Here is a 24,320-nt window from a genome sequence, read left to right as displayed (position 1 = left end):
CGATGCCGCGGGCGGGTGCGGACGAATCGATACCGCTCCCCTGATCGTCAGACTATGGTGCGTTCCGGGCGAGCGACAACAACCGCGAACATCCTACGAACCGCCCGGTCCGCGTCCGGACCAGCGACAATGGTGATCGAGGCCGATTCGCCGCGGGAAGTGTGAGCAACGCCACAGATTGAACCTGCGGACCCGTTTCGACAACACCATGTTTCAGATCGCGGTAGAAAATTACCGCGGCGGAAAACACCAGGGCCCTGTCGGCGCCCCGAGCCCGCGGCACCGACGGCCGCGCAGCGAGACGAAGTAACATCGCGCCCGGTGGAAGGTATCCATCAACCGGGACAAAGATCAGCGTTCCGGACAATCCGGTCGCGGCCCGGCCGATAGTGGAGAGTTGATGCCGAGTTTGGACAACGCAGAATCGCACACACCGCGTGAGGATTCGGGCGCCACCGACGCGGCAGCGTCCCGGGCAAAAGCCGACGCGGCAGCGTCCCAGGCAAACGCCGACGCGGCAGCGTCCCGGGCCGGTACCGACGCGGCAGCGTCCCGGGTGAGCACCGAGGTGACCACCGGTGCCGATACCGCTGTGACCGCATCGGGCGCCGATCCGGCCGTCGTGGTCGACGATGTGCGCAAATCCTTCGGCGAGGTCCAGGCGCTGCAGGGCATCAGCTTCACCGCCGCGCGCGCCTCGGTGCTGGGCATCCTCGGCCCCAACGGCGCCGGCAAGACCACCACGGTCAAGATCCTGTCCACCCTGTTGCGCCCCGATTCGGGCAGCGCCTCGGTGGGCGGGCACGACGTGGTCGCGGATGCGGCCGGGGTGCGCCGCTCGATCATGATGACCGGGCAGTACGCCGCGCTGGACGAAAATCTTTCCGGCCGCGAGAACCTGGAACTGTTCGGGCGGCTCATGGGCCTGCCCAAGAAGGACGCGCGTCGCCGCGCCGACACCCTGCTCGAGGAATTCGACCTGGTCGGCGCCGGCAAGCGCGCGGTCCGGCACTACTCCGGCGGTATGCGCCGGCGCGTCGACATCGCCTGCGGACTGGTGGTGCGGCCGGAGGTGGTCTTCCTCGACGAGCCGACCACCGGCCTCGACCCGCGCAGCCGCCAGGGCGTGTGGGATCTGGTCAACGCACTCAAGGAGCAGGGCATCACGGTGCTGCTGACCACGCAGTATCTGGAAGAGGCCGATGTTCTCAGCGACAACATCATCGTCATCGACAAGGGCACGGTGATCGCCGAGGGCACCGCCGACGAGCTCAAGGAGAAGACCGGCGGCAGCTACTGCGAGGTGGTCCCGCTGGATCCGACACAGCTGCGCAAGGCGGTGACCGCGCTCGGCGAGCTGGTGCCCGAGGCCCTGCGGCACGAATTCGCCGGCGACCGGATCTCCATCCCCGCCCCGGACGGGGCGAGCACCCTCGCCGAGGCGGTGCGCCGTCTCGACGCCGCGGGCCTGGAACTTGCCGATATCGCGCTGCGGCGGCCCTCGCTCGACGACGTCTTCCTGTCCATCACCGGTCATTCCGGCGGAGTTCAGTGAGCGCGCCGGTGGCCGCCGAGGCCCGCCTCTTCGCACAGATGCCCGAGGCGCGGATCTCGAGCTTCGCCCAGTGGCGGGCGCTGACCGGGCGGATCGTGCGCACGATGGCGACCAAGGGGGAACTGGTCGTCGCGGTGATCACGCCGCTGGTGTTCACCCTCGGTTTCTATCTGCCGCTGCGTTATGTGATGCAGTTCCGTGGCATCGACTACGCGCAGTTCGTGATGCCGATCATCGTGCTGCAGACCATGTCGTTCACCATGATGTCGAATGCGCAGATCGCCGCCTTCGAATCGATGACCGGTCTGCACACCCGGATGCAGACCATGCCGATCGGGCCGATGGTTCCGCTGACCTCGCGCATCTGCGCGGGTCTGGTGCGTTCGGTGACCTCACTGATCGCGGCGTTGATCTTCGGATACATGATCGGTTTCCGGTTCACCGCCGGCCTCGGCCAGGCCGTGCTGTTCTGCGCGTTCTCACTGGCCGTCGGAACCGTGCTGGCCATCGGCGCGGACGCGCTGGGCAGTTTCACCAAGAGTCCGGAGGCGCTGAGTCAGGCACTGACCCTGCCGACGCTGATCCTCGGCATGCTGTCGTGCGGCTTCGTGCCGGAATCCGGCTTCCCGGCGTGGATTCGGCCGTTCGCACGTAATCAGCCGGTCTCGCAGTTCTCCTTCGCGCTGCGGGATATGGCCGCAGGCGGGGTGAGCTGGCATGTGCTGTGGGTGCCGCTGGTGTGGTTGATCAGTCTGACGGCGGCGTTCGTACCGCTGGCGGTGTGGGCGAGTGTGAGGCGATCGTGAGCAGTCTGACCATCGATGCCGCCGAGGCGTCCCCGGAAACTCTCGGCTGGAAGACGCCGCTGCCGACGGTCGCGCCCCGCTCCGAGCGGTCGGTGGCGACCTGGGCACAACACAGTCTGATCCAGTGCAAACGGTTGCTGCTGGTGTGGGCGCGCGACCCCGCGACCACCATTCAGACGCTGATCTACCCGGCCCTGACCCTGCTGATGTTCCGGATCGTGCTCGGCGATTCGATCACCGCGGCCACCGGCATGCCCAGCGTGTACGGCACTGTTCCCCTGATCACGCTGGTGGCGGCGATGTCCGGCGCGGTGGTCAGCGCGCTGGGCTTCAAAACCGAGAAGTACACCGGCCTGCTCGGACGCTTCTGGACGATGCCGATCCACCGGGCCGCGGGGCTCACCGGCCGCTTGCTGGCCGAGGCACTGCGCGTCCTGGTGACCACGCTGTTCGTGATCGCGGTCGGCGTCTGCATCGGCTTCCGCTTCTGGAACGGCCCGCTGGCCTCCCTGGCCATGATCGGCATCCCGGTGCTGTTCGGCGTGGGCTTCGCGGTGATGGTGACCGCCCTGGCCACCGTCTCCGAGGGCGTGATGCTGGTCAACATCATCAGCATCATCAACACCCTGCTGATGTTCTTCAACTCCGGCTTCGTCCCGGTCTTCGCCTACCCCACCTGGTTGCAGACGATCGTCGAGAACCAGCCCATGAGCACCGCCATCGACGCCATGCGCGGCCTCTGCTGGGACGGCCCGATCGCCGAACCCCTGTGGAAGACGGTGGCATGGGTCCTCGGCATGATCGTGGTCTTCGGCTACCCGGCCGTACGCGGCTACCGCCGCGCCGCGGAGACGGGAGCGTAAACCACCGTCGACAGTGATCAGCGCACGGCGAGGTATTCCAGAGCCTTGGCGACGGCCGGGATCTCGACGACCGCACCGGTGGCGACGTCCACGACCAAGTTCTCGCAGTAGTCCGTGTCGACTCGAAGTTGTACGCCGTTGAATGCGAGAAACATCATGCACGCCAACCAGGCGCGTGCACGCCGACGATCGGCGCCGTGCCGACCGCACCGGATCAACCCACTGACGCCGGGCGGGCGCAGCCGCGCAGTTCGCCGATGTAGGCGGTCATGGCGTCGCGGTTGCGGGTGAGCAGGTCGATGCGCTGGGTCAGGCGGTCGCGCTGATGTTCGAGGGTAGCGATGATTTCCGGTGTGGCGTCGGCGAAATGGATGTCGCGCGGGTCGTCCAGGCAGGGCAGGATCTGCTTGATGATCCGGGTGGGCAGGCCCGCGTCCAGGAGACCGCGGATGTGCAGGATCTGATCGACCAGACGCTCGTCGTAGTCGCGGTAACCGTTGGCGCAGCGGCGCACCCGGATCAGGCCCTGCTCCTCGTAGTAGCGCAACAGCCGCCGGGACGTCTCGGTCCGCTCCGCCAACTCGCCGATCCGCATATGCCCTACCTCACAACGGCTTTCGATTGACCTTCACATGTATGGCAAGGTTCGACGATACCGCCATGAGCACGGACATCACACTGTACGACTACTCCCCCATCACCGAGCGCGAGCCGATCCACTGGCCCGAGGGTAAACGAGTCGCGTTCTACGTCGGCCTCAATATCGAACATTTCTATGTCGACCTGCCGGGCACCGCGACCTACGAGGGCACCACCGCCCTGACACCGGACGCCCTGAACTACGGCTGGCGCGACTACGGACCGCGGGTGGGTATCTGGCGCCAGATCCAGCTGCTCGACAAGTACGGGATCCGGGCCAGCGCCCTGCTGAATTCCGATGTGGGCGAACGATATCCGCAGATCATCGCGGCGGGGAAGGAACGCGGCTGGGATTGGCTCGCGCACGGCAGCAGCAACAGCCATCTGCACACCGGGCTGTCGCTGGACGACGAACGCCGGGTCCTGACCGATATCGTCACCACCATCGAGAAGACCACCGGCCGCCGGCCCCGGGGCTGGATGGGGCCCGGCCTCACCGAGACCTTCCACACGCCGGAGCTGCTGGCCGAACTGGGACTCGAGTACGTCCTCGACTGGACCAACGACGATCAGCCCTATCGGCTGAATGTGCCCGGGCTGCTGAGTGTTCCGTATTCGGTGGAACTGAACGACATCGGCATCTTCGTCAGCAAGGGCCTCACCGGACCCGATTTCGTCCGCATGGTCCGCGACCAGCTCGACCAGCTCTACGCCGATTCCGCCGACAGTGGGCGGGTGCTGACGCTGGCGCTGCACCCGTTCGTCACCGGGCAGGCGTTCCGGCACCGCTATCTGGACGAGGCGCTCGACTACGTGGTGAACCATCCGGGCGTCTGGGTGACCACGAGCGACGAGATCGCGGAGCATTATCGACGGACGACGGCGTGACAGCCGCTAGCCACCGGCCACCGTCAGATAGATCAGCAGCAGGTTCAAGGCGCTGATCACCGCGGCGATCAGCCACGCGGCCGCGGTGGTCGCGCGATGATTGGCGTCCGCACCCATCAGCACGCGATCACTCGTGAACCGCACCAACGGGATCAGCGCGAACGGGATGCCGAAGGACAGCACCACCTGCGAGACGATCAGGGCGCGGGTGGGGTCGACGCCGGCGGCGAGGATGAGCAGAGCGGGAACCAAGGTCACCACACGGCGAAACAACAGTGGGACCTTACGGCGAAGCAGCCCGTCCATGATCATCGCGCCGGCGTAGGCGCCCACCGAGGTGGACGCCAGGCCGGAGGCCAGCAGGGCCACGGCCAGCAGCAGGGCGGCCCAGGGGCCGAGGACCTCGCGGACCGCGGCGTGCGCGGATTCGATCGAGTCGATATCGCGGCCGCCGAGCGTGGCGGCGGCCATCAGCAGCATCGCCAGATTGACCGCACCGGCGATGATCATCGCCAGACCGACGTCCATCCGGGTCGCGCGCAACAGGCGGCTGCGGCGCGGGCCCGGCTCGGTGCGGCCGTGCCGGTCCCGAGTCAGGCCGGAGTGCAGATAGATCGCGTGCGGCATCACCGTGGCGCCGATCATCGCGGCGGCGAGCAGCACGCTCTGCGCACCCTCGAAATGCGGCACCAGCCCGCCGGCCACGCCGGACGGCGAGGGCGGCGAGATCACCACACCGGCCAGGAAGCCGATCGCGATCACCGCCAGCAGGCCGATGATCACGCGCTCGAACGGCTGCTGCCCGCGGCGGTTCTGCACGGCCAGCAAGGCCATCGACACGACGCCGGTGATCACGCCGCCGAGCAGCAGCGGCAGTCCGAACAGCAGGTTCAAGGCGATGGCGCCGCCGACGACTTCGGCGAGATCGGTTGCCATCGCGGCCAATTCGGCCTGTCCCCAGTAGGCCAGCCGGACCGGGCGCCCGGCTCGTTCGCGCACGATCTGCGGTAATGAGCGGCCGGTCACCACGCCCAGTTTCGCCGACAGATACTGCACCAGCGCGGCCATCACATTCGCCATGACGACCACCCACACCAGCAGATAGCCGTACTGCGCGCCGGCGCTGATATTGGAGGCCACATTGCCGGGATCGACATAGGCGATCGCCGCCACGAACGCCGGGCCCAGCAGGACCACGAGCGAACGCAGCCGATTCCGGCTCGCCGGCCCGGATTCGACGGTGATCGCATCCATGAAGAATAGTTTACGGGCGACCGAACTTTTTAGTGAGCCAACCCTCGGAAAAAGACGAATCCGCCCCGATCGCGAGGGCGATCGAGGCGGATCCGGTGGTCCGTGTGAGGCGGTCAGATGCCCAGACCGCGGGCCAGCACCGGCCACGAGTCGAGGAAGTCGTCGTGCCAGTAGCCCCACGAGTGGGTGCCCGAGCTGCGGAAGTTGTAGGTCGCCGGAATGTTCAGCGAGTCCAGTTTGCCCTGCAGGTCGTGGCTGCAGTAGTTGGTCGCGGCCTCGATCACGCCGCCGACGACGAGCTGGTTGCCCAGACCGTAGGCGCCGGGCAGGGTGTAGGGGCCGTTGAGGGTGTCCCACTGGCCGGGCAGGCCGTTACCCGAGGAGATGTACAGGTTCGCGCCGCGCAGCTGCTCGGCGTGCAGCAGCGGGTCGTTGTCCTGCCAGGCCGGGTTGTCGTCCTCGCCGTACATGTTGCGCACGTCGCCGCCGCCCCAGGTGTTGACGGTCAGCTTCACCGCTTCGCGGCCGACCTCGGTGCTGGTCTCCGCGCAGCCGGAGTAGGCGGCCACCGACTTGTACAGGCCCGGCTTGGCGATCGCCAGGTTCAGCACCGACGTGCCCGAAGTCGACAGGCCGGCAATGGCATTGACGCCGTTGGTGCCCAGCGCGCCGTCGATCAGCGGGGGCAGCTCCTCGGTGAAGAAGGTCTTCCACTTGTTGCGGCCCAGGCTCGGGTCGTCCTTCAGCCAGTCGGTGTAGTAGCTCCACTTACCGCCGATGGGCTGCACGACGTTGACGTTCTTGTCGGACAGGAAGCCGTTGACGATATCGGTCTTCTTCTGCCACGACGCGTCGTCCTCGCCGCCGCCCGCGCCGTTGAGCAGATACAGGGTCGGGCGCGGCACCGAGGCGTCGGCGGGGCGCTGCACATCGACCGGGAAGGTGCGGTTCATCGCCGCCGAGTGGACGTACAGCCGGATGCTGCGGTCGTCCTTGTAGGTGGCCTTCTCGATCCGCGATCCGTCGGGCGACTGCGGGTCGGCCAACAGAGACTTCGAGGCGATGACCGGATCGTCCGCCGAGGCGGACGTTGCGCCGACTCCGGCCACGACGCCTGTGAGGACTCCGGTGGCCGCGAGCACGGCAGCAGCTCTCAGACCACTACGCCGGAAGTGTCGACGAATCAATGTTCACACCTTCGCTATCTGCTCGAATTCGGTTTCAGCTCTTCCGTGGGGCGCCCGGCGAGGCGCCACCCGGACGGTCGAGACCTCGCCCGACCCTACGGCCTATCTAGTCGTCTGACCAGACCGGTCCGTTACGTATGCGCCGCCCATCATGCCGGAGACGGCCCCTCCGGGCGAGGACCGGCCCCGCGCGCCAGCACTCGCGCGAGCACCGGCCCGAGTTCGGCCAGCGCCGACGGCGAGGTCATCTGGTCGTGAGCGACGCCGACCCGATGATCGGCGATCTCGCCCTCGACGTAGGGCCGCCAGTTCTGCGCCGCCGTTTCGTGTCCGGCCGCGCTGAAATAGTGCAGGCGGCCGCGATATACGTCCGGCCGATGTTCGGCGATCAACTCCGCCGACCGCACCGCACTGCGGTAGATGCGGCGTACCCGGTCCGGCGTCAGCACGGCCATATCCGGCGGGATGGTGGCGTGCAGGGCGGCCACCGCCTCCTCGCTGAGGTCGTGGATGTCGCCGTTGCCGACCAGGGCCTCGGCGCCGATGCCGATCTCCGCCAGCGCTTCCCGGATCGCGGTCCGGAAATCGGCGACGTCGATCTCGGCGTGGCTGTCGAGCATGCTCAACGAGCCGACCTGCTCACCCGCCGCCTGCAGCGTGGTCGCGACGGCATGGGCCAGCACACCGCCCAGCGACCAGCCGAGCAGGTGATACGGGCCGTGCGGCTGCACCGCGCGAATCTCGGCGACGTAGCGATCGGCCATCTCCTGCAACGATTCCGGCAGGTAGCCGTCCTCCGACAGCGCCGGCGACTGCACGCCCAGAATCGGCCGGTCCGCGACGTACCGGGTCAGACCCGCGTAGCACCAGGACAGTCCGTACATCGGGTGGATGCAGAACAGCGTCTCACCCTCGCCCTGCGCCCGGATCGGCAGCAGCACACCGAGTGCGGCATCCGATTCCAGGTCGTAGTCGTGCTCGTCGCTCATCGCCGCGACGATGCGCTGCGCGAGGGCGGCGACGGTGGATCCGAGGAAGAACCACTGCACCCGGACCTCGACGCCGGTGAGCGTGCGCAACCGGCTCACCGCCCGGGTCGCGACCAGGGAATTGCCGCCCAGATCGAAGAAGTCGTCGTCCAGGCCGACCCGGTCGGCGCCCAGCACCTCGGCGAAGACGCCGGCGATCGCCTCCTCCAGCGGTGTCGACGGCGCCCGGTAGGGGCGTCCGGAGAACTGCGGCACCGGCAGCGCCTTGCGATCGAGTTTGCCGCTGGCATTGAGCGGCAGCGCGTCGAGCACCACCACGGCCGCCGGAATCATGTACGCGGGCAACGACTCTCGCGCATAGGCCAGCAACTCGGCCTCCTCGATCGCGCCCCGGTCGGGCACCACGTAGGCGACCAGGCGGTCACCCGACGAGCTGCGCACCAGGGACACCACGGCATGCCGCACCGGCGCGAAGCCCGCCAGCACCGCCTCGATCTCTCCGAGCTCGATGCGCTGACCACGTAGTTTGATCTGGAAATCGCTGCGGCCCAAATATTCCAGTGCCGCGCCGGCGCCGGTTTCGCGCCAGCGCACGATATCGCCGGTGCGGTAGAGCCGCTGCCCGCCCTCGTGGGCGACGAACCGTTCGGCGGTCAGCGCGGGTGCGCCGAGATAGCCGCGGGCCAGCTGCACACCGGCCACGTAGAGCTCACCGGGCGAGCCCGGCGGCACCGGCCGCAGCTGCCGATCCAGCACGTACACCCGGGTATTGGCGACCGGCGTGCCGATCGGAACGGCGACACCGTCGGCGTTCCCGGCGGGCCAGGCGGTGACCACGGTGGCCTCGGCCGGGCCGTACCAGTTCACCAGTTCGGCTTCCCCAAGGGTGGCGCCGAATCGCTGCGCCGTCTCCGCCGACAGCGCCTCACCGGCGGCGAAGACCCGCCGCAGCGACGGATAACCGCGGGTCACCGCCGCATTCGCGGCCGGATCCAGGAACGCGTCCAACATGGAGGGCACGAAGTGCACCGTGCTCACCGAGCGCTGTTCGATCACCTGCGACAGATACGCCGGATCGCGGTGGCCGTCCGGCTCGGCGATCACGATCGCCGCACCGGTCTGCAACGGCCAGAACAACTCCCACGTCGAGATGTCGAAGGTGATCGGCGTCTTGTGCAGGACGACGTCGCCGGTGTCGTGCGGATAGGTCCGCTGCGCCCACCGGAACTGATTGGTCATCTGCCGGTGCGTGATCACCACGCCCTTCGGCCGGCCGGTCGAGCCGGAGGTGTGGATGACATAGGCCACCGCATCCGGATGGACGTACGGGAACTGCAGCGCCGCAACGGATTCCGGCTCCCCGTCCAAACCGGAGATGTCGACGACCGGGACCCCGCTGTCGGTGGCGAAGCCGTCGCGGCCCGTGGTCAGCACACACACCGGACGGGCGTTGGCCAGCACGAACTCGTTGCGCTCGGCCGGGTGATCCGGGTCGACGGGGACATAACCCGCACCCGTTCGCAGCACCGCGTAGATGCCGACCACCAGGTCGATCGACCGCCGCATGGCCACGGCCACCAGCGAATTCGGCTCCACCCCCCGGCCGATCAGTTCGGCGGCGAGGGCGCGCGAGCGCAGATCCAGCTCGCGGTAGCTCAGCGTCACGTCGCCGAAATGCAGCGCCGGCGCCTGCGGGGTGCGGGTCACCTGCTCGTCGAACAGACTCAGCAGCGTCGCCTGATCGCGCAGCTGCGGCACATCGGTGGCGTTGCGGGCCTCCAGTGCGGCGCGCTCGCCCTCGAGCAGTGCCTCGACATCGGCGACCCGAGCCTGCGGCGTATCGGTGAAGCGGCCGATGAGCGCCGCGAGCCGCTGCGACAGCGCCTGCGCCGCCGCCTCGTCGAAGACGTCGCGCAGATACTTCAGGCTGATCCGGAGCTGGTTGTCCAGCACCACGATCACCGTCACCGGATAGTGCGTGCCGTTGACCGCGCCGATGCCGGTGACGTGCATACCGTCGATCGAGCCGACACGGTCGAGTCCGTCGCGATCGACCGGGAAGGATTCGAACACCACCAGCGAGTCGAACAGCCCTTCCACCCCGACGGCCTGCTGGATATCGCTCAGGCCCAGGTAGTGGAAGTCCAGCAGCGCCGCCTGTTCGGCCTGCAACTGGCTCAGCAGGCCGGCCAGCGTGTCGGTGGCGCCCAGGCGCACCCGGACCGGAATGGCGTTGAGGAACAATCCGACCATCGTCTCCACACCCGGCAGCGCGGGCGGGCGCCCGGATACCGTGGCGCCGAAGACGACGTCGTCGCGATCGATGCTGCGACCGATGAGCAGACCCCACGCCGCCTGCACCACGGTGTTGACCGTGACACCGAGCCGGGCGGCGAGCCGGGTCAGCTCGGTGGTGTCGGCGACCGACAGCTCGAAGCCGATTTCGCCCACACCCGCGGAGATCTCCCGGCTCGGGTCGACCGGCGCCAGCGGCGTCGGCTCGGTGATCCCGTCCAGCGCACGCTGCCATTGCGCCCGCGCGGCCGCCGGATCCTGGGAGATCAGCCAGCGCAGATAGTCACCGTAGGACCCGGCCGACGGCAGCTGCCGCGACCGCGCGCCCACCGCGTAGAGCGTGAGCAGATCCTGCATGAGCAGCGGTGTCGACCAGCCGTCGATGAGGATGTGGTGGCTGGTGACGAGCAGCCGGTAGGCGTCGGCGCCGAGACGGAACAGGCTGAACCGCAGCAGCGGCGCCCGGTCCATCGCGAACCGCCGGCCGTAGTCGAGTTCACACATCCGGACCGCTTCGGCCTCGGCGGCCTCGGGCGCCAGGTGGCTGAGATCGATACTGCGCCAGGGTACGTCGACGCGATCGAGCACCACCTGCACCGGATTCCCGGTGGCGTCGGCGGCGAAGGCGACCCGCAGATTGTCGTGCCGGTCCAGCACGGCCTGTGCGGCCGCGCGCAGCCGCCGCTCGTCCACCGCACCGCCCAGATCCAGGGTGAACTGGGTGATGTAGACGTCGGTCGAGGTGTCGGCCAGCAGGGCGTGGAACAGCATGCCCGACTGCAGTGGCGTCACCGGCCAGACATCGGCCAGATCCGGGTAGTCCTGCGACAACTTCGCGATATCGGCGGCGTCCAGGCGGACCAGCTCGAAGTCGGACACGGTGAAACCACCGGCGTCGGCACGGGTTCCGTGCTCGGCGAGACCGCCCAGCGCCCGCACCCACAGCCCGGCGAACTCCTTCACCTGGTCGACGGTGAAAACGGCTGCCGCGTAATCGAAGCGCGCCAGCAGTCCGTCCTCGGTGGCGTCGACGGTGATGTCGAGCAGCAGATCGGCCGCGGGCAGGTGCGGGTACGGCCGGGCCGGACGCAGATCGCGGTAGCGGAACGCGGTGCGGCCCTGCGGGGCCGCGGCCAGTGCGGGCGCGGTGTCGGCGTTGAGATACCGCAGCAGACCGTAGCCGACACCCGAATCGGGCACCGCGCGGCGCAACTCCTTGATCTGCGCGATGGCGTCGCCGGCCGCGCGGTGACCGAGCAGCGCCTGCTCGACATCGATACCGGTGAGGCCGACCAGCAACGGATAGGTGGAGGTGAAACCACCGACTGTCCCGGCGGATTCGGCGCCGGCGACCGCACGGCCGTCGGCCGCCAACCGCACGACGGTGCCGATCAGATCGCCGGCATCGGCCCGGGCGCCCCGCTCCTGCGCCAGCGCGAAGGCGGTGAGCAGCACATCCTCGATGGTGGCGTGATAGGCGTGCGCGACCGCGTCCACGGCGGCCGCGCCCTCGGCGGTGATGACCAGCGAGACCCGCCCGCGCGCCGCCAGATCGATGCCCTCGACCGGCGCATCGGCGGGTGCGGAGGCGAGATGACGCCGCCACCAGCCGAGCTGCGCCACGGTCTCGGCCGCTCCGGCACTCGCCGCGAGCGCGCGACCGACGCCCAGCGGACCGGCGTCGACGGCCGCGGGCGCGGAATGTCCTCCCGCCCACGACTCCGACAACTCGTCGACGACGATGCGCCAGGAGGTGTCGTCCACCACCAGCCCGCTCGCCGCGACGACCAGACTCGTTGCGGCGCCGACGGATTCGCCCGGGTCGGTGGGCGCGATGAGCGCGAAGGCGATGGTGCGCCCGTCCGCCGGATCGAGCTCCTGCTTCAGCGATCGCACCGCCAGGTCGACGGCGTCGGGCCCGGGCACGAACTGCCGCAGGACCGCCGGGACGGGAGTTTCCGGAATCACCAGGGCGCCCGCCTCGAGATCGAGCCGCGCGGACAGTACGGCATGCCGTTCGAGTACACCCGTCACCGCCGCACGGATCCGCTCGGGGTTGCAGTCGGCCGGAATATCGAGGGCGATCGCCCGGAGCTCGCGACCGGAGGGGTCGAGTTCCAGCGCACGAACCGCGGCCGGCGGCAACGGCATCGGCCCGGACTGCTCGGCGGCGGCCGCCGCCTCGACGGTGGCCACGCGGGCCAGTGCCTCGACCGTGCGCGCGGTGAACACGTCGCGGGGGGTGAAGTGCACGCCGCGGGCGCGCGCCCGCGACACGACCTGGATGGAGACGATGCTGTCGCCACCGAGGGCGAAGAAGTCGTCGTCCACGCCGACGCGATCGACGCCCAGCACCTCACCGATCACCTCGGCGACCACCTGTTCGGTGGCGGTCTGCGGTGCGCGGTAGCGCTTGGCCTCCAGGACCGGCTCCGGCAGGGCCTTGCGATCGAGTTTGCCGACCGGGGTCAGCGGAATCTCGTCCAGAACCACGATCGCCGTCGGAACCATGTACTCCGGCAGCCGCGCGGCGAGTTCGGCGGTCAGCGTCTCGGTATCCAGCGGCACACCGGCGGCCGAGCGCACATACGAGACGAGAATCGTCGTGCCCGTCGCGGTGCGGTGCCCCACGGTGACCGCGAAGTCGACACCGGGCTGATCGATCAGCGCGCTGTCGATCTCGCCCAGTTCGATACGCAGACCGCGGATCTTGACCTGGAAGTCGTTGCGGCCCACATATTCCACCACCGGTTCGCCGCGGCGCCAGCGCACCACGTCGCCGGTGCGGTAGAGCCGCTGCCCGGGCGGGCCGTACGGATCGGCGACGAACCGGGCGGCAGTGAGGCCCGGCCGGTCGTGGTAACCACGGGCCAGCTGGATGCCGCCCAGATACAGTTCCCCCGCGACGCCTTCGGGCACGAGCCGCAGCCGCGAGTCCAGGATCAGCGCCCGCATGCCGCGGATCGGCCCGCCGATTGTCACCGCGTCACCGGGCGAGAGCGGATCGCTGATATTGGTCATGATCGTGGTCTCGGTGGGGCCGTACCCGTTGTGGAACCGGCGGCCCGAACCGTCCGGCGCGCCACCCCATTTCGCGACCAGATCGGCCGGCACGGCCTCACCGCCGGCGACGATGACCTGCATCGAGGCCAGCGCATCCGAATCCAGCGAGGCCAGCACCGACGGGGTGAGGAAGGCGTGCGTGACCCGCTGTCCGCGAATCACCTCGGCCAGTTCCTCACCGCCGAAGGTGCGTGGCGGCACGATCACCAGCGCCCCGCACGCGCCGATGGCCAGCAGCAACTCCAGCATCGAGGCGTCGAAGGACGGCGAGGCGAACGCCAGCGCCCGCGAATCGCGATCCAGCCGGTAGCGCTCCCGCTGTTCGGCGCTGAAGTTCGCCAGACCCGCGTGGGTGACCACGACGCCCTTGGGCAGACCGGTCGAACCCGAGGTGTAGATGAGGTAGGCGGTGTTGTCCGGGCGCAGCGGGACCAGCCGTTCGGCATCGGAAATCGGTGCGCCGGACAGGGAATCGACCTCGTAGGCGAAAGCGGGATCGTCGAGCACGATCCAGCCGCCCGCGGTGTCCGGCAGGTCCGCGACCTCGGCCCGCACGGTGACTCCGAAATCCGCGCGGCAGTCGGCGACCATGTGCGCGATGCGGTCGTACGGATAGGTCGGGTCGATCGGCACGAACGCCGCACCCGACTTGGCGACCGACCACAACGCCACCACACCCTCGAGCGAGCGCGGAATGGCCACCGCCACATGCTTGTCCGGCCCGGCACCCAGTTCGATGAGCCGGCGGGCCAGTTTGGTCGACGCCAGATCCAGCTGGGCATAGGTGAACGCGCGCCCGCCCACGACCACCGCGGGACCGTCCGGATTCGCCGCGACCGCGGCCGCCATCAGATCCGGCAGCGTGGCGGGCGGAACCGCGGGCCGCCCGGTGCGGGCGGCGAGATCCTCGCTCTCGGAGCCGACCAGGATGTCGAGATCGCCGACCGCGATATCGGCGTCGCGCGCCACCGCGGCGAGGATCCGGCCCAGCCGCCTGCCGAAATCGACGACCGTGTCCCGGTCGAAAAGATCGGTGGCGTAGGTGAACTCACCGAAGATTCCGGCCTCGCCGCCGGATCCGGTGCGCTGTTCGCGCAGCGTCAGCAGCAGATCGAATTTCGCGGTGTCGGCGGCCGGGTCCAGCGCGGTGAAGCTCAGGCCCGGCAGTTCGAAACTGGTGGCGGCCAGATTCTCGAACGACAGCGCCACCTGGAACAGCGGATGCCGGGCGGTGGAGCGCTCCGGGTCCAGTGCCTCGACCAGCCGCTCGAACGGCACGTCGGCATGGGCGAAGGCACGCAGATCGGTTTCCCGGTTGTCGGCCAGCAGTTCGGCGAAACCGCTGCCCGGCCGCACCCGGCTGCGCAGGACCAGGGTGTTGACGAACATGCCGATCAGATCGTCGAGTTCGGCCTCACCGCGGCCCGCGATGGGCGCACCGATGGCGATGTCCTCGGTGCCCGACATGCGGGCCAGGAAGACCGCCAGGGCGGTGTGCACCACCATGAACACGGTGGAATTGTGCCGCTGCGCCAGTGCGGTGAGGCCCGCGTGCACCTGCGAATCGACCGCGAAGTCGACCTTGGCGCCGGCGAAGCTCTGCACCGCGGGCCGCGGCCGGTCCGCGGGCAACCGCAGCTCGTCCGGCAGGTCGGCGAGTTCGGTTGTCCAATAAGATAATTGGGCGCTGACCAAGGATTCCGGATCGTCCTCGGCGCCCAACGCGGCGCGCTGCCACAGCGCGTAATCGGCGTACTGGATCGGCAGCGGCGCCCACGACGGCGCCTGTCCGGCGGCCCGGGCCACGTAGGCGGTCATCAGATCCCGGGTCAGCGGGCCCATCGACCAGCCGTCGGCCGCGATGTGGTGGGCGACGAAGACGAGGACGAACTCGCTCGCCGAGAGCTGGAACAATCGGATCCGGAACGGGATCTCGGTGGTCACGTCGAATCCGCTCGCGACCTGGTGCCCCACCTCGTGGGCCACCCGCTCCTCACCGATCTGCACCGGTTCCAGATCGACGGTCACCGCGCTCGGCGCCAGCACCTGCTGCACCGCGCCGCCGGACTCGGTTTCCGGATAGATGGTCCGCAGCACCTCGTGCCGGGCCACCAGATCCGCGACCGCCTGGCGCAGCGCGACCACATCCAGTGCACCGGACAGTCGGATGGCGACCGGGATGTTGTACACCGTCGCGGCGGTGTCGAACTGGTTGAGGAACCACATCCGCTGCTGGGCGTAGGACAGCGGAACGGCGTCCGGGCGCGGACCGGCGACCAGCGGCAGCCGCGGCCGCTCGGTTCCGGTGCGCTCCACCCGGGCGGCCAGGGCACCCACGGTGGCCGCCTCGAACAGCGCTCGCACCGGCACGCGGACTTCGAGCGCGGCGCCGATCCGCGCCGCCACCTGCGTGGCCAGCAGCGAGTTGCCACCGAGGGCGAAGAAGTCGTCGTCCAGCCCCACCCGGTCGATACCCAGCACCTCGGCGAAGGCGCCGGCCACGATCTCCTCCACGGGAGTCGAGGGCGCACGGAAGGCGGTGGTCTCGAATTCCGGCTCCGGCAGCGCCTTCCGGTCGAGTTTGCCGTTCACGGTGAGCGGCAGCGCGTCGAGCACCACGAAGGCCGCGGGCACCATGTAATTCGGCAGGGCCGCAGCCAGTGCCGACTTCACCTGTGCCACATCGAGTTCCCGGTCCGCGGAGACCAGATACGCGACGAGCCGATCGCCGGTGCGCGGGTCGGACTTCGCCACCACGACCGCCTGGGCGAGCTGCGGCAGGCGCAGCAGCGCCGCCTCGATCTCCCCCAGTTCGATGCGAAAACCGCGCACCTTGACCTGGAAGTCGGTGCGGCCGCGATATTCCAGCTCCCCGTTCGCCGTCCAGGCCACCAGGTCGCCGGTGCGGTACATGCGCGTGCCACCGTCGAACGGATCGGCCACGAAACGATCCGCGGTCAGATCCGCCCGGCCGAAGTAGCCGCGAGCCAGCTGCGCACCGGCCAGATACAGTTCACCGGATACGCCCACCGGCACCGGGTGCAGGCGCGAATCCAGCACGTAGACACTGCTGTTCCACTCGGGTGCGCCGATCGGCACCGACAGTTCGTCGGCCGCGCCGACGCGGTGCGCGGTGATCGAGACCGCGGCCTCGGTCGGACCGTACAGGTTGTAAAGCTCGACCTCGGGGTGGACGGCGGCGAACCGCTGCGCCAGCGCCGCGGGCAGCGCCTCGCCGATGGCGAGGACTCGCCGCAGCGGGCTCGTCGTCGCCGGCACGGTATTCATCCGGGCCTCGGTGAGCAGTGCGTCCAGCATCGACGGCACCACATGCAGGGTGGTGACGCCGCTGCGCCGGATCAGATCGTTCACGTAGGCCGGATCGCGGTGTCCGTCCGGCGCGGCCATCACCAGGCGTCCGCCCGAGACCGCCGCGGACCAGAACTCCCAGACCGACAGGTCGAAGGTCGCGGCGGTCTTCAGCAGGACCGCGTCGTCGGCGCCGAGATCGAATTCCGCCGTCTTCCAGACCAATTGGTTGACGATCGCACCGTGCGGCACCGCGACGCCCTTGGGGCGGCCGGTCGAACCGGAGGTGAAGATGACGTAGGCCGTGTGCTGCGGCAGCAGCGGTGCGATCCGGTCGGCGTCGGTAACGGGCCGCGCGGACAGACCGGACAGATCCAGCTCGTCGAGGCGCACGACGCCCTCGCGCGCCGCGGACCGGCCGGAATCGGCCAGCGCGGGCATGGACTGCGAGCGCCCGCGCCAATCCCGGGCCGCCGCAGCCGTTGCCGAGGGCGCGCTGCGTCCGGGCAGGTCCGGAATATCCGAGGTGGTCAGCACGCACACCGGATCGGCGGAATCGAGGATGTAGCCGACGCGCTCGGCGGGCTGATCCGGATCGACCGGCACGTAGGCGCCGCCGGCGACCGAGACGGCGTACATGGCGACGACCAGATCGACGCCGCGCCGCAGCGCCAGCGCGACCCGCGATTCGGGGCCGACACCGAGCGAAATCAGATGCCGGGCCAGGCGATCGACACGCTCGCCGAGTTCGGCGTAGGTGAGCTCGGCGGGCGCACCGCCGAACTGCCCGGCGGCATCGGCCACCAGGGCGACGGCATGCGGCCGGGCGGCGACCGTGGCCGCCAGCAGTCCCGGCAGCGTCGCGGCCACGACCGGATGCGACGCGCCGGTCGCGGCGCGCTCCAGTTCGGCCCGCTCGGCCGCGGTCAGGATGTCGAGGTCGCCGACCGGAGTGGCGGCGTCGGCGACCACACCGGCCAGCAGCAGCGACAGCCGCTCGACGATCGATGCCGCGGTCGCGGCGTCGAACAGGTCCGTGGCGTAGGTGAGGAAACCGCCTACGCCGTCGGCGTTTCCGTCCGCGTCGTACGCGTCGGCCACGATCAGATGCAGGTCGAACTGCGAGACGTCCAGATCGGCGTCCACCCCGGCGACGCTCAACCCGGGCAGTTCCAGTTCGGTGCGCGCCACGTTCTGGAACGACAGGCCCACCTGGAACAGCGGGTGATGCGCGGTGGAACGCGGCGGGTTCAGCACCTCGACCAGCCGCTCGAACGGAATGTCGGCGTGGGCGAAGGCCTGCAGATCGGTTTCGCGCTGGCGGGCCAGCAGTTCGGTGAACGGCTCGCCGCGCTCGACACGGGTCCGGAAGACCACGGTGTTGACGAACATGCCGATCAGATCGTCGAGTTCGGCCTCACCGCGACCGGCGACCGGGCTACCGACGGCGATGTCGTCGCCGCCCGACAGCCGCGCCAGCAGCACCGCGAACGCCGAATGCACGACCATGAACAGCGTGGCGCCGTGGGCGCGGGCCAAGTCGACCAGGCCCGCGTGCACCTCGGGCTCGATCCGCACGTCCACGCGCGCACCGGCCAGCGTCGCCACCGGCGGACGGGGGCGATCGGTGGGCAGCTCCAGCACGTCCGGCAGGCCGGCCAGCTCCCGCTGCCAGTACGAAATCTGCTGGGCAGCAATGGAATCCGAGTGCGATTCCGAGCCCAGTACGGCACGCTGCCAGAGCGCGTAATCGGCGTACTGCACCCGCAGCGGCGCCCAGTCCGGCGCCGCGCCGGAGGTGCGGGCGGCATAGGCGGTCATCACATCGCGCACCAGCGGGCCCATCGAGGACGCGTCGGCGGCGATGTGGTGAACCACCACGGCGAGCACGTATTCGCGGCGCGAACCGGGGGCGAGATCGGAGATCTCCAGCAGCCGCACCCGCAGCGGGACTTCGGACGTGACATCGAAAGGCGTTGCGGCCAGGGCATATACCGCATCCGCGACCGCGGCGGTGGCGGTGCGTTCGGGCCGCAGACCCAGCCGGGTGTCGGCCGGCAGGATCACCTGCACGGGCCCCTCGGGGGTCTCCGGGTAGACGGTGCGCAACACCTCGTGCCGCGCGACCACGTCGTCGAGGGCCTCGCCCAGCGCCTCCACATCCAGGCTGCCGGTCAGGCGCAGCGCGAACGGCAGGTTGTAGGCCGCCGAACCGGAATGCACTGCCTCTTCAGCGGTTTCGGCCTGGTCGAAACGGTTGAGGAACCACATGCGCTGCTGCGCCAGCGAGAGCGGCAGCTGTTCCGGGTGCTCGATCGAACCCAGTTCCACGCCGCGCCGGATGTGGGTCTGGGAATCGAGGGTGGCGGCCAGCCCGGCCACCGTGGGCGTCTCGAACAGCGACCGCACCGGAACCCGTCCGCCCACCGCGGCGCCGAGCCGGGCCACCACCTGCGTGGCGATCAGCGAATTGCCGCCGAGAGCGAAGAAGTCGTCGTCGGCGCCGACCCGTTCCAGTCCGAGCACGGAGCCGAAGACCTCGGCGACGATCTCCTCCACCGGAGTACTCGGCGCCCGGAACTCGCGGCTGCTGAAGGTGGGTTCGGGCAGCGCCTTGCGGTCGAGTTTGCCGCTGGGATTGAGCGGGAAGGCGTCGAGAACCACGACGACCGCCGGAACCATATAGGCCGGAAGCGAATCCGCCACGCTGGTGCGCAGGCGCTCGGGGTCGAGGGTGGCGCGCGGCTGGGCCACGACGTAGGCGACCAGTTGATCGCCCAGCGCCGAACCCATCACCAGCGCCACCGCCTGGCTCACACCGGGCAGCGCCAGTAGCGCCGTCTCGATCTCGCCCAATTCGATGCGCTGGCCGCGGAACTTCACCTGGAAATCGGTGCGGCCGATGTAGTCGAGCCGGGCGGGCCGGGTCTCGTCGGCCTCGCGCCACAGCACCAGATCGCCGGTGCGGTACATCCGCTCGCCGTGGCCGAACGGGTTGGCCACGAACCGGTCCGCGGTCAGGTCCGGGCGGCGCACATAGCCGCGGGCCAGCTGATCACCCGCGAGATACAGCTCACCGGGCACGCCCACCGGCACCGGACGCAGGCGTCCGTCGAGCACGTAGACGCGAGTATTCCACTGCGGCAGGCCGATCGGCACGCTCGGGCGGTCGTCCTCGCCGACCGGCCAATACGTGACCGACACCGCGGCCTCGGTGGGTCCGTACAGGTTGTGGATGCGCGCATCGCACACCGCGTGCACGGCGTCGGCGGTCTCCGGCGGCAGCGCCTCGCCGATCACGAAGATGTCCTGCAGCGTCGGGCAGCTACCCGGCGCGATGTGCGCGGCGAAGACGGTGAGCATCGACGGGACGAAGTCGGTGACCGTAACACCGTGCGCCGCAATAGTTTCCGCGACGTACAGCGGATCGCGATGGCCGTCGTGGGTGGCCACCACCAACTCCGCACCCGCGCGCAGCGGCATGAAATAGCCCCACAGCGAGACGTCGAAGGTGGTCGCCGTCTTCTGCAGATAGACGTCGCCGCTGCCCAGCGGATACGCGGCCAGCATCCACTCGATCTGATTGTTGATCGCGGCGTGCGAGACCGCGACGCCCTTGGGCCGGCCGGTGGAACCGGAGGTGAAGATGACGTAGGCCGGATGGTCCGGCCGCACGGGAGCGAGCAGTTCGGCGGGCCGGATGGGGCTCGGATCGAAGCCGCCGAGATCCATGGTGTCCAGCCGCAGCACCGGAATCCGCGCGGGCACCGCGACCGTATCGGCGACGGTGGTCACGACGCAGACCGGCTGGGCGGTATCGAGAATGTGCGCGATGCGGTCCACCGGATGATCGGGGTCCAGCGGCACGTACGCACCACCGGCCGCCACGATCGCGTACATGCCGACCACCAGATCCAGCGATCGGCGGATCGCCAGGCCGACCAGGGCGTCCGGGCCGACACCGCGCGAAATCAGCAGGCGGGCCAGTTGATTGACCTGCGCGTCGAATTCGGCGTAGGTCAGCTGCGCACCCTCGTAGGTGACCGCCACCGCGTCCGGGTTGCGCAGTGCCGCCCGCCGGTAGCCGTCGAGCAGCAGTTCCGGTTCGACCCGATGGGCGGTGTCGTTCCAGTCCCGCAGGATCCGCAGCCGCTCGGCCGGATCGAGCAGCTCGATATCGCCCACGGCAGCAGCCGGATCGGCGGCGATACCTTCCAGCACCCGCACCAGCCGGTCGGCGTAGGCGGCCACGGTCGGCTCGTCGAACAGATCCAGCGCGTAGGTGAACATGGCCGATACGCCGGCCGGGGCGCCCGCGTCGGTTCGCGGTACGGCGGTGAGCTGCAGATCGAATTTCGCCACGGCGCCGTCGAATTCGACCGTTTCGGCGACCAGCCCAGGCAGCCGCAGCTGCGGCTTCTGCATGTTCTGGAAGAACAGCGCGGCCTGGAACAGCGGATGATGCGCCTGCGACCGGACCGGGTCGAGCACCTCCACCAGTCGCTCGAAGGGCAGCTCGGCGTGGGAGAAGGCGCCCAGATCGGTGTCCTTCACCGCGGCCAGCAACTGCTCGACCGTCGTGGCGGCGTCGATGCGGGTACGCAGCACCAGGGTGTTGACGAACATGCCGACCAGCGCGTCGAGTTCGGCCTCGCCGCGCCCGGCCACCGGCGTGCCGATGGTGATGTCGTCGGTGCCGCTGGAGCGGGCCAGCAGGATCGCGAACGCCGCGTGCACCACCATGAACAGCGAGGTGCCGGTGCGCTGGGCGAGTTCCTCGAGCCGGGTGTGCAGCTCGGGTGCGATATCGAAGGTGTACTCCGCGCCGCGTCCGGAGGCGATCTGCGGGCGCGGACGGTCCGCGGGCAGATCCAGCCGGTCCGGAATGCCGGCCAGTGTCGTGCGCCAGTAGTCGATCTGCTGGGCCGCGAGGGATTCCGGATCGCGTTCGTCGCCGAGCAGCGCCCGCTGCCACAGCGCGTAGTCGGCGTACTGCACCGGCAGCGGCTGCCAGCTCGGCCGGGCGCCGTTGCGCCGGGCGAGGAAGGCGGCCAGCAGATCGCGCATGAACGGCGCCACCGAGGCGCCGTCGGCGGCGATGTGGTGGACCACGACCGCCACGACGTGATCGTCGGGCGCCAATTCGGCCACCGCGATGCGCAGCGGCACCTCGGCGGCCACGTCGAATCCGGCGAGCAGATATCCGGCCAGCCACTGCGGCAGTTCGTCCTCGGCGACCGGTTTCGGCGCCAGATCCGGAACCGATTGCGCCGCAGGCAGAATCACCTGGTGTCCGGCTCCGTCCGCGGACGGGTAGACGGTACGCAGCGTTTCGTGGCGCTCGATGACGTCGGCGACGGCCGCCTGCAGCGCGTCCACGTTCAGCGCGCCGGTGAGCCGGATCGCGAACGGGATGTTGTTGGCCGCCGACTCCGGATCGAACTGATTGAGGAACCACATCCGCTGCTGGGCCAGCGAGAGCGGAATGCGTTCCGGACGCGGCATCGGCGCCAGCGCCAGGCGCCCGCCCTCTCCCTTCAGCGGTTCCAGCTGCTGCGCCAATTCGGCGACCGTTGCCGCCTCGAACAGCAACCGGGCCGGCACCCGCGCCGAGATCTGGGCGCCCAGGCGGCCCGCGACCTGAGTGGCGATCAGCGAGTTGCCGCCCAGTTCGAAGAAGTCGTCGTCGGCGCCCACCGGCCCCGGCGGGTCGAGCAGGTCGGTGAAGACGGCCGCCACCATCTCCTCGAGCGCACCCGAGGGCGCGCGGAATTCGCGGGCGGCCAGGACGGGTTCCGGCAGCGCCGCGCGGTCCAGTTTGCCGACCGGGGTCAGCGGAATCGTGTCCAGGACCATGATCGTCGTCGGCACCATATGGGCCGGAAGACTCTGTCCCGCATGCTCGCTCAGCTCGTCGGAGTCGACCTTCGCACCGTCGGCGGCGTGCACGTACGACACCAGAATCGTCGCCCCGCTGTGCAAGGTGTGGCCGACGGTGACGGCGAAGTCGACCGAATCGTGCGCGGCCAGCACCGCGTCGATCTCGCCCAGCTCGATCCGGAAACCGCGAATCTTGACCTGGAAGTCGTTGCGGCCCAGATATTCCAGTTCCCCGGCGGCCGTCCAGCGCACCAGGTCGCCGGTGCGGTACAGCCGCGAACCGCCGGCGTCGAAGGGGTTGGCGACGAAGCGGGCCGCGGTCAGCCCGGGGCGCAGGTGGTAGCCGCGCGCCAATTGCGCACCGGTGATGTACAACTCGCCGACCGCGCCGCGCGGCACCCGCGCGAGCTGTTCGTCGAGGACGTACTCGGTGATGCCGCGCACCGGCGCGCCGATGGTGACCGTCTCCCCCGGCACCAGCGGCGCGCTGATGTTGGTCATGATCGTGGTCTCGGTCGGGCCGTACCCGTTGTAGAACTCGCGGGTGCCGCCCTCGATCGCGATCGCCCAGCGCCGCACCAGTTCCGGCGGGCAGGCCTCACCACCGGCGACCACGACGCGCAGGTCGTCCAGCCCGGCCGGATCCACCGAGGCCAGGGCCGCGGGCGTGACGAAGGCGTGGGTGACCCGTTCGCGCCGCAGCAGATTCGCCAATTCGTGGCCGCCGAGCACCGATGGCGAGGCCACCACCATGGCGGCCGCACCGCCGATGGCCAGTAGCAGTTCCAGCACCGAGGCGTCGAACGACGGCGATGCGAAATGCAGGGTGCGCGAGTCGTTTCCGACCCGGTACCGCTCGCGCTGTTCGTCGCAGAAACTCGACAGCCCGGCCTGGGTGACCACGACACCCTTCGGCTTGCCGGTCGAGCCGGAGGTATAGATCACATAGGCCGGATGTTCGGCCCGCAACGGCCGCAACCGATCGGCGTAGGTGACCGGATCGCCGGAGAACTCCTCGAGCCGCGCGGCGAAATCACCGTCGACGGTCAGCCACTCCACCGAATCGGGCAGGTCCATCCGCACCGGCGACACCGTCAGGCCGAGTTTCGCACCGGAGTCGGAAACCATGTGCGCGACACGATCGGCGGGGTAGTTCGGATCCACGGGTACGAATCCGGCGCCGGTCTTGGCGACCGCCCACACCGCGACCACCGATTCCACCGACCGCGGAATACCGACGGCGACCAGGTCCTCCGGGCCGATGCCGCGGGCGATGAGCAGCCGGGCCAGCCGGGTCGAACGCTCGTCGAGCTCGGCGTAACTGAGCTCGGCCAGCGTGGTGGTGGCATCGGCGAACACCAGGGCCGTACCGGTCGGATCGGCCTCGACCGCGGTGGCCATCAGCTGGGGCAGGGTGGTGACGCGTGGCCGGCGAGTACGTGTCGGCCGGACCCGAGCGGGGCGCGTCATGCCGTCACTTCCAGCGCGTACTGTCCGCTGACCACCCGTACCACCTATCTCATCCTGCCTGTCGTCGCCGCATGAACCTGCACGCAGGCCACCCTTGTCCATCGATTCCGGCCGCGGCGGGC

The 24,320-nt window shown here is 69.5% G+C and carries 9 protein-coding genes; 4 read left to right on the top strand and 5 right to left on the bottom strand.

Going from position 1 to position 24,320, the window contains the following annotated elements; all coding sequences use genetic code 11:
• Nucleotides 1-400: 400 nt before the first annotated feature.
• Genes IRT45_RS00525 through IRT45_RS00515 form a run of 3 tightly spaced genes read left to right on the top strand, consistent with a single transcriptional unit; the run spans nt 401 to nt 3,224 of the window.
• Nucleotides 401-1,555 (top strand): ATP-binding cassette domain-containing protein, encoded by a 1,155-nt coding sequence (locus IRT45_RS00525; protein WP_228533219.1) that lies wholly within the window; start codon nt 401-403, stop codon nt 1,553-1,555.
• 38 nt (nt 1,556-1,593) lie between these two features.
• The gene (locus IRT45_RS00520; RefSeq protein WP_106956997.1) at nt 1,594-2,361 is read left to right on the top strand and encodes an ABC transporter permease; all 768 of its coding nucleotides are present in this window, start codon (nt 1,594-1,596) and stop codon (nt 2,359-2,361) included.
• A 5-nt stretch (nt 2,362-2,366) separates the two neighbouring features.
• A complete protein-coding gene (locus IRT45_RS00515) occupies nt 2,367-3,224 on the top strand; it encodes an ABC transporter permease (RefSeq protein ID WP_194804081.1) in 858 nt (285 codons plus the stop codon).
• 17 nt (nt 3,225-3,241) lie between these two features.
• On the opposite strand, the gene IRT45_RS00510 is transcribed toward IRT45_RS00515, so the two are convergent.
• Complete coding sequence (locus tag IRT45_RS00510; RefSeq protein WP_194803914.1) at nt 3,242-3,382, bottom strand: hypothetical protein; 141 nt, start codon at nt 3,380-3,382, stop codon at nt 3,242-3,244.
• 56 nt (nt 3,383-3,438) lie between these two features.
• Nucleotides 3,439-3,819 carry a MerR family transcriptional regulator gene (locus IRT45_RS00505; protein ID WP_194803913.1) on the bottom strand — a complete coding sequence of 127 codons (381 nt, stop codon included), beginning with the start codon at nt 3,817-3,819 and terminating at the stop codon, nt 3,439-3,441.
• Nucleotides 3,820-3,884: 65 nt separating this feature from the next.
• Here IRT45_RS00505 and IRT45_RS00500 point away from each other — a divergent pair, with 65 nt between their 5' ends.
• Nucleotides 3,885-4,751, top strand: coding sequence for a polysaccharide deacetylase family protein (locus tag IRT45_RS00500; protein ID WP_194803912.1), 867 nt, complete (start codon nt 3,885-3,887; stop codon nt 4,749-4,751).
• Nucleotides 4,752-4,757: 6 nt separating this feature from the next.
• On the opposite strand, the gene IRT45_RS00495 is transcribed toward IRT45_RS00500, so the two are convergent.
• From IRT45_RS00495 to IRT45_RS00485, 3 genes are all read right to left on the bottom strand, one after another.
• The gene (locus IRT45_RS00495) at nt 4,758-6,005 is read right to left on the bottom strand and encodes an Nramp family divalent metal transporter (RefSeq protein WP_194803911.1); all 1,248 of its coding nucleotides are present in this window, start codon (nt 6,003-6,005) and stop codon (nt 4,758-4,760) included.
• Between the two features lie 113 nt (nt 6,006-6,118).
• On the bottom strand, nt 6,119-7,114 hold the full coding sequence (locus IRT45_RS00490; protein WP_194804079.1) for an alpha/beta hydrolase family protein: 996 nt from the start codon (nt 7,112-7,114) through the stop codon (nt 6,119-6,121).
• A gap of 227 nt (nt 7,115-7,341) precedes the next feature.
• Complete coding sequence (locus IRT45_RS00485; protein ID WP_375540046.1) at nt 7,342-24,300, bottom strand: amino acid adenylation domain-containing protein; 16,959 nt, start codon at nt 24,298-24,300, stop codon at nt 7,342-7,344.
• Nucleotides 24,301-24,320: the final 20 nt, after the last annotated feature.

The organism is Nocardia sp. BSTN01 (genome assembly GCF_015354405.1).
GTDB lineage: Bacteria > Actinomycetota > Actinomycetes > Mycobacteriales > Mycobacteriaceae > Nocardia.
This window is presented reverse-complemented; position numbering and strand designations above follow the sequence as displayed.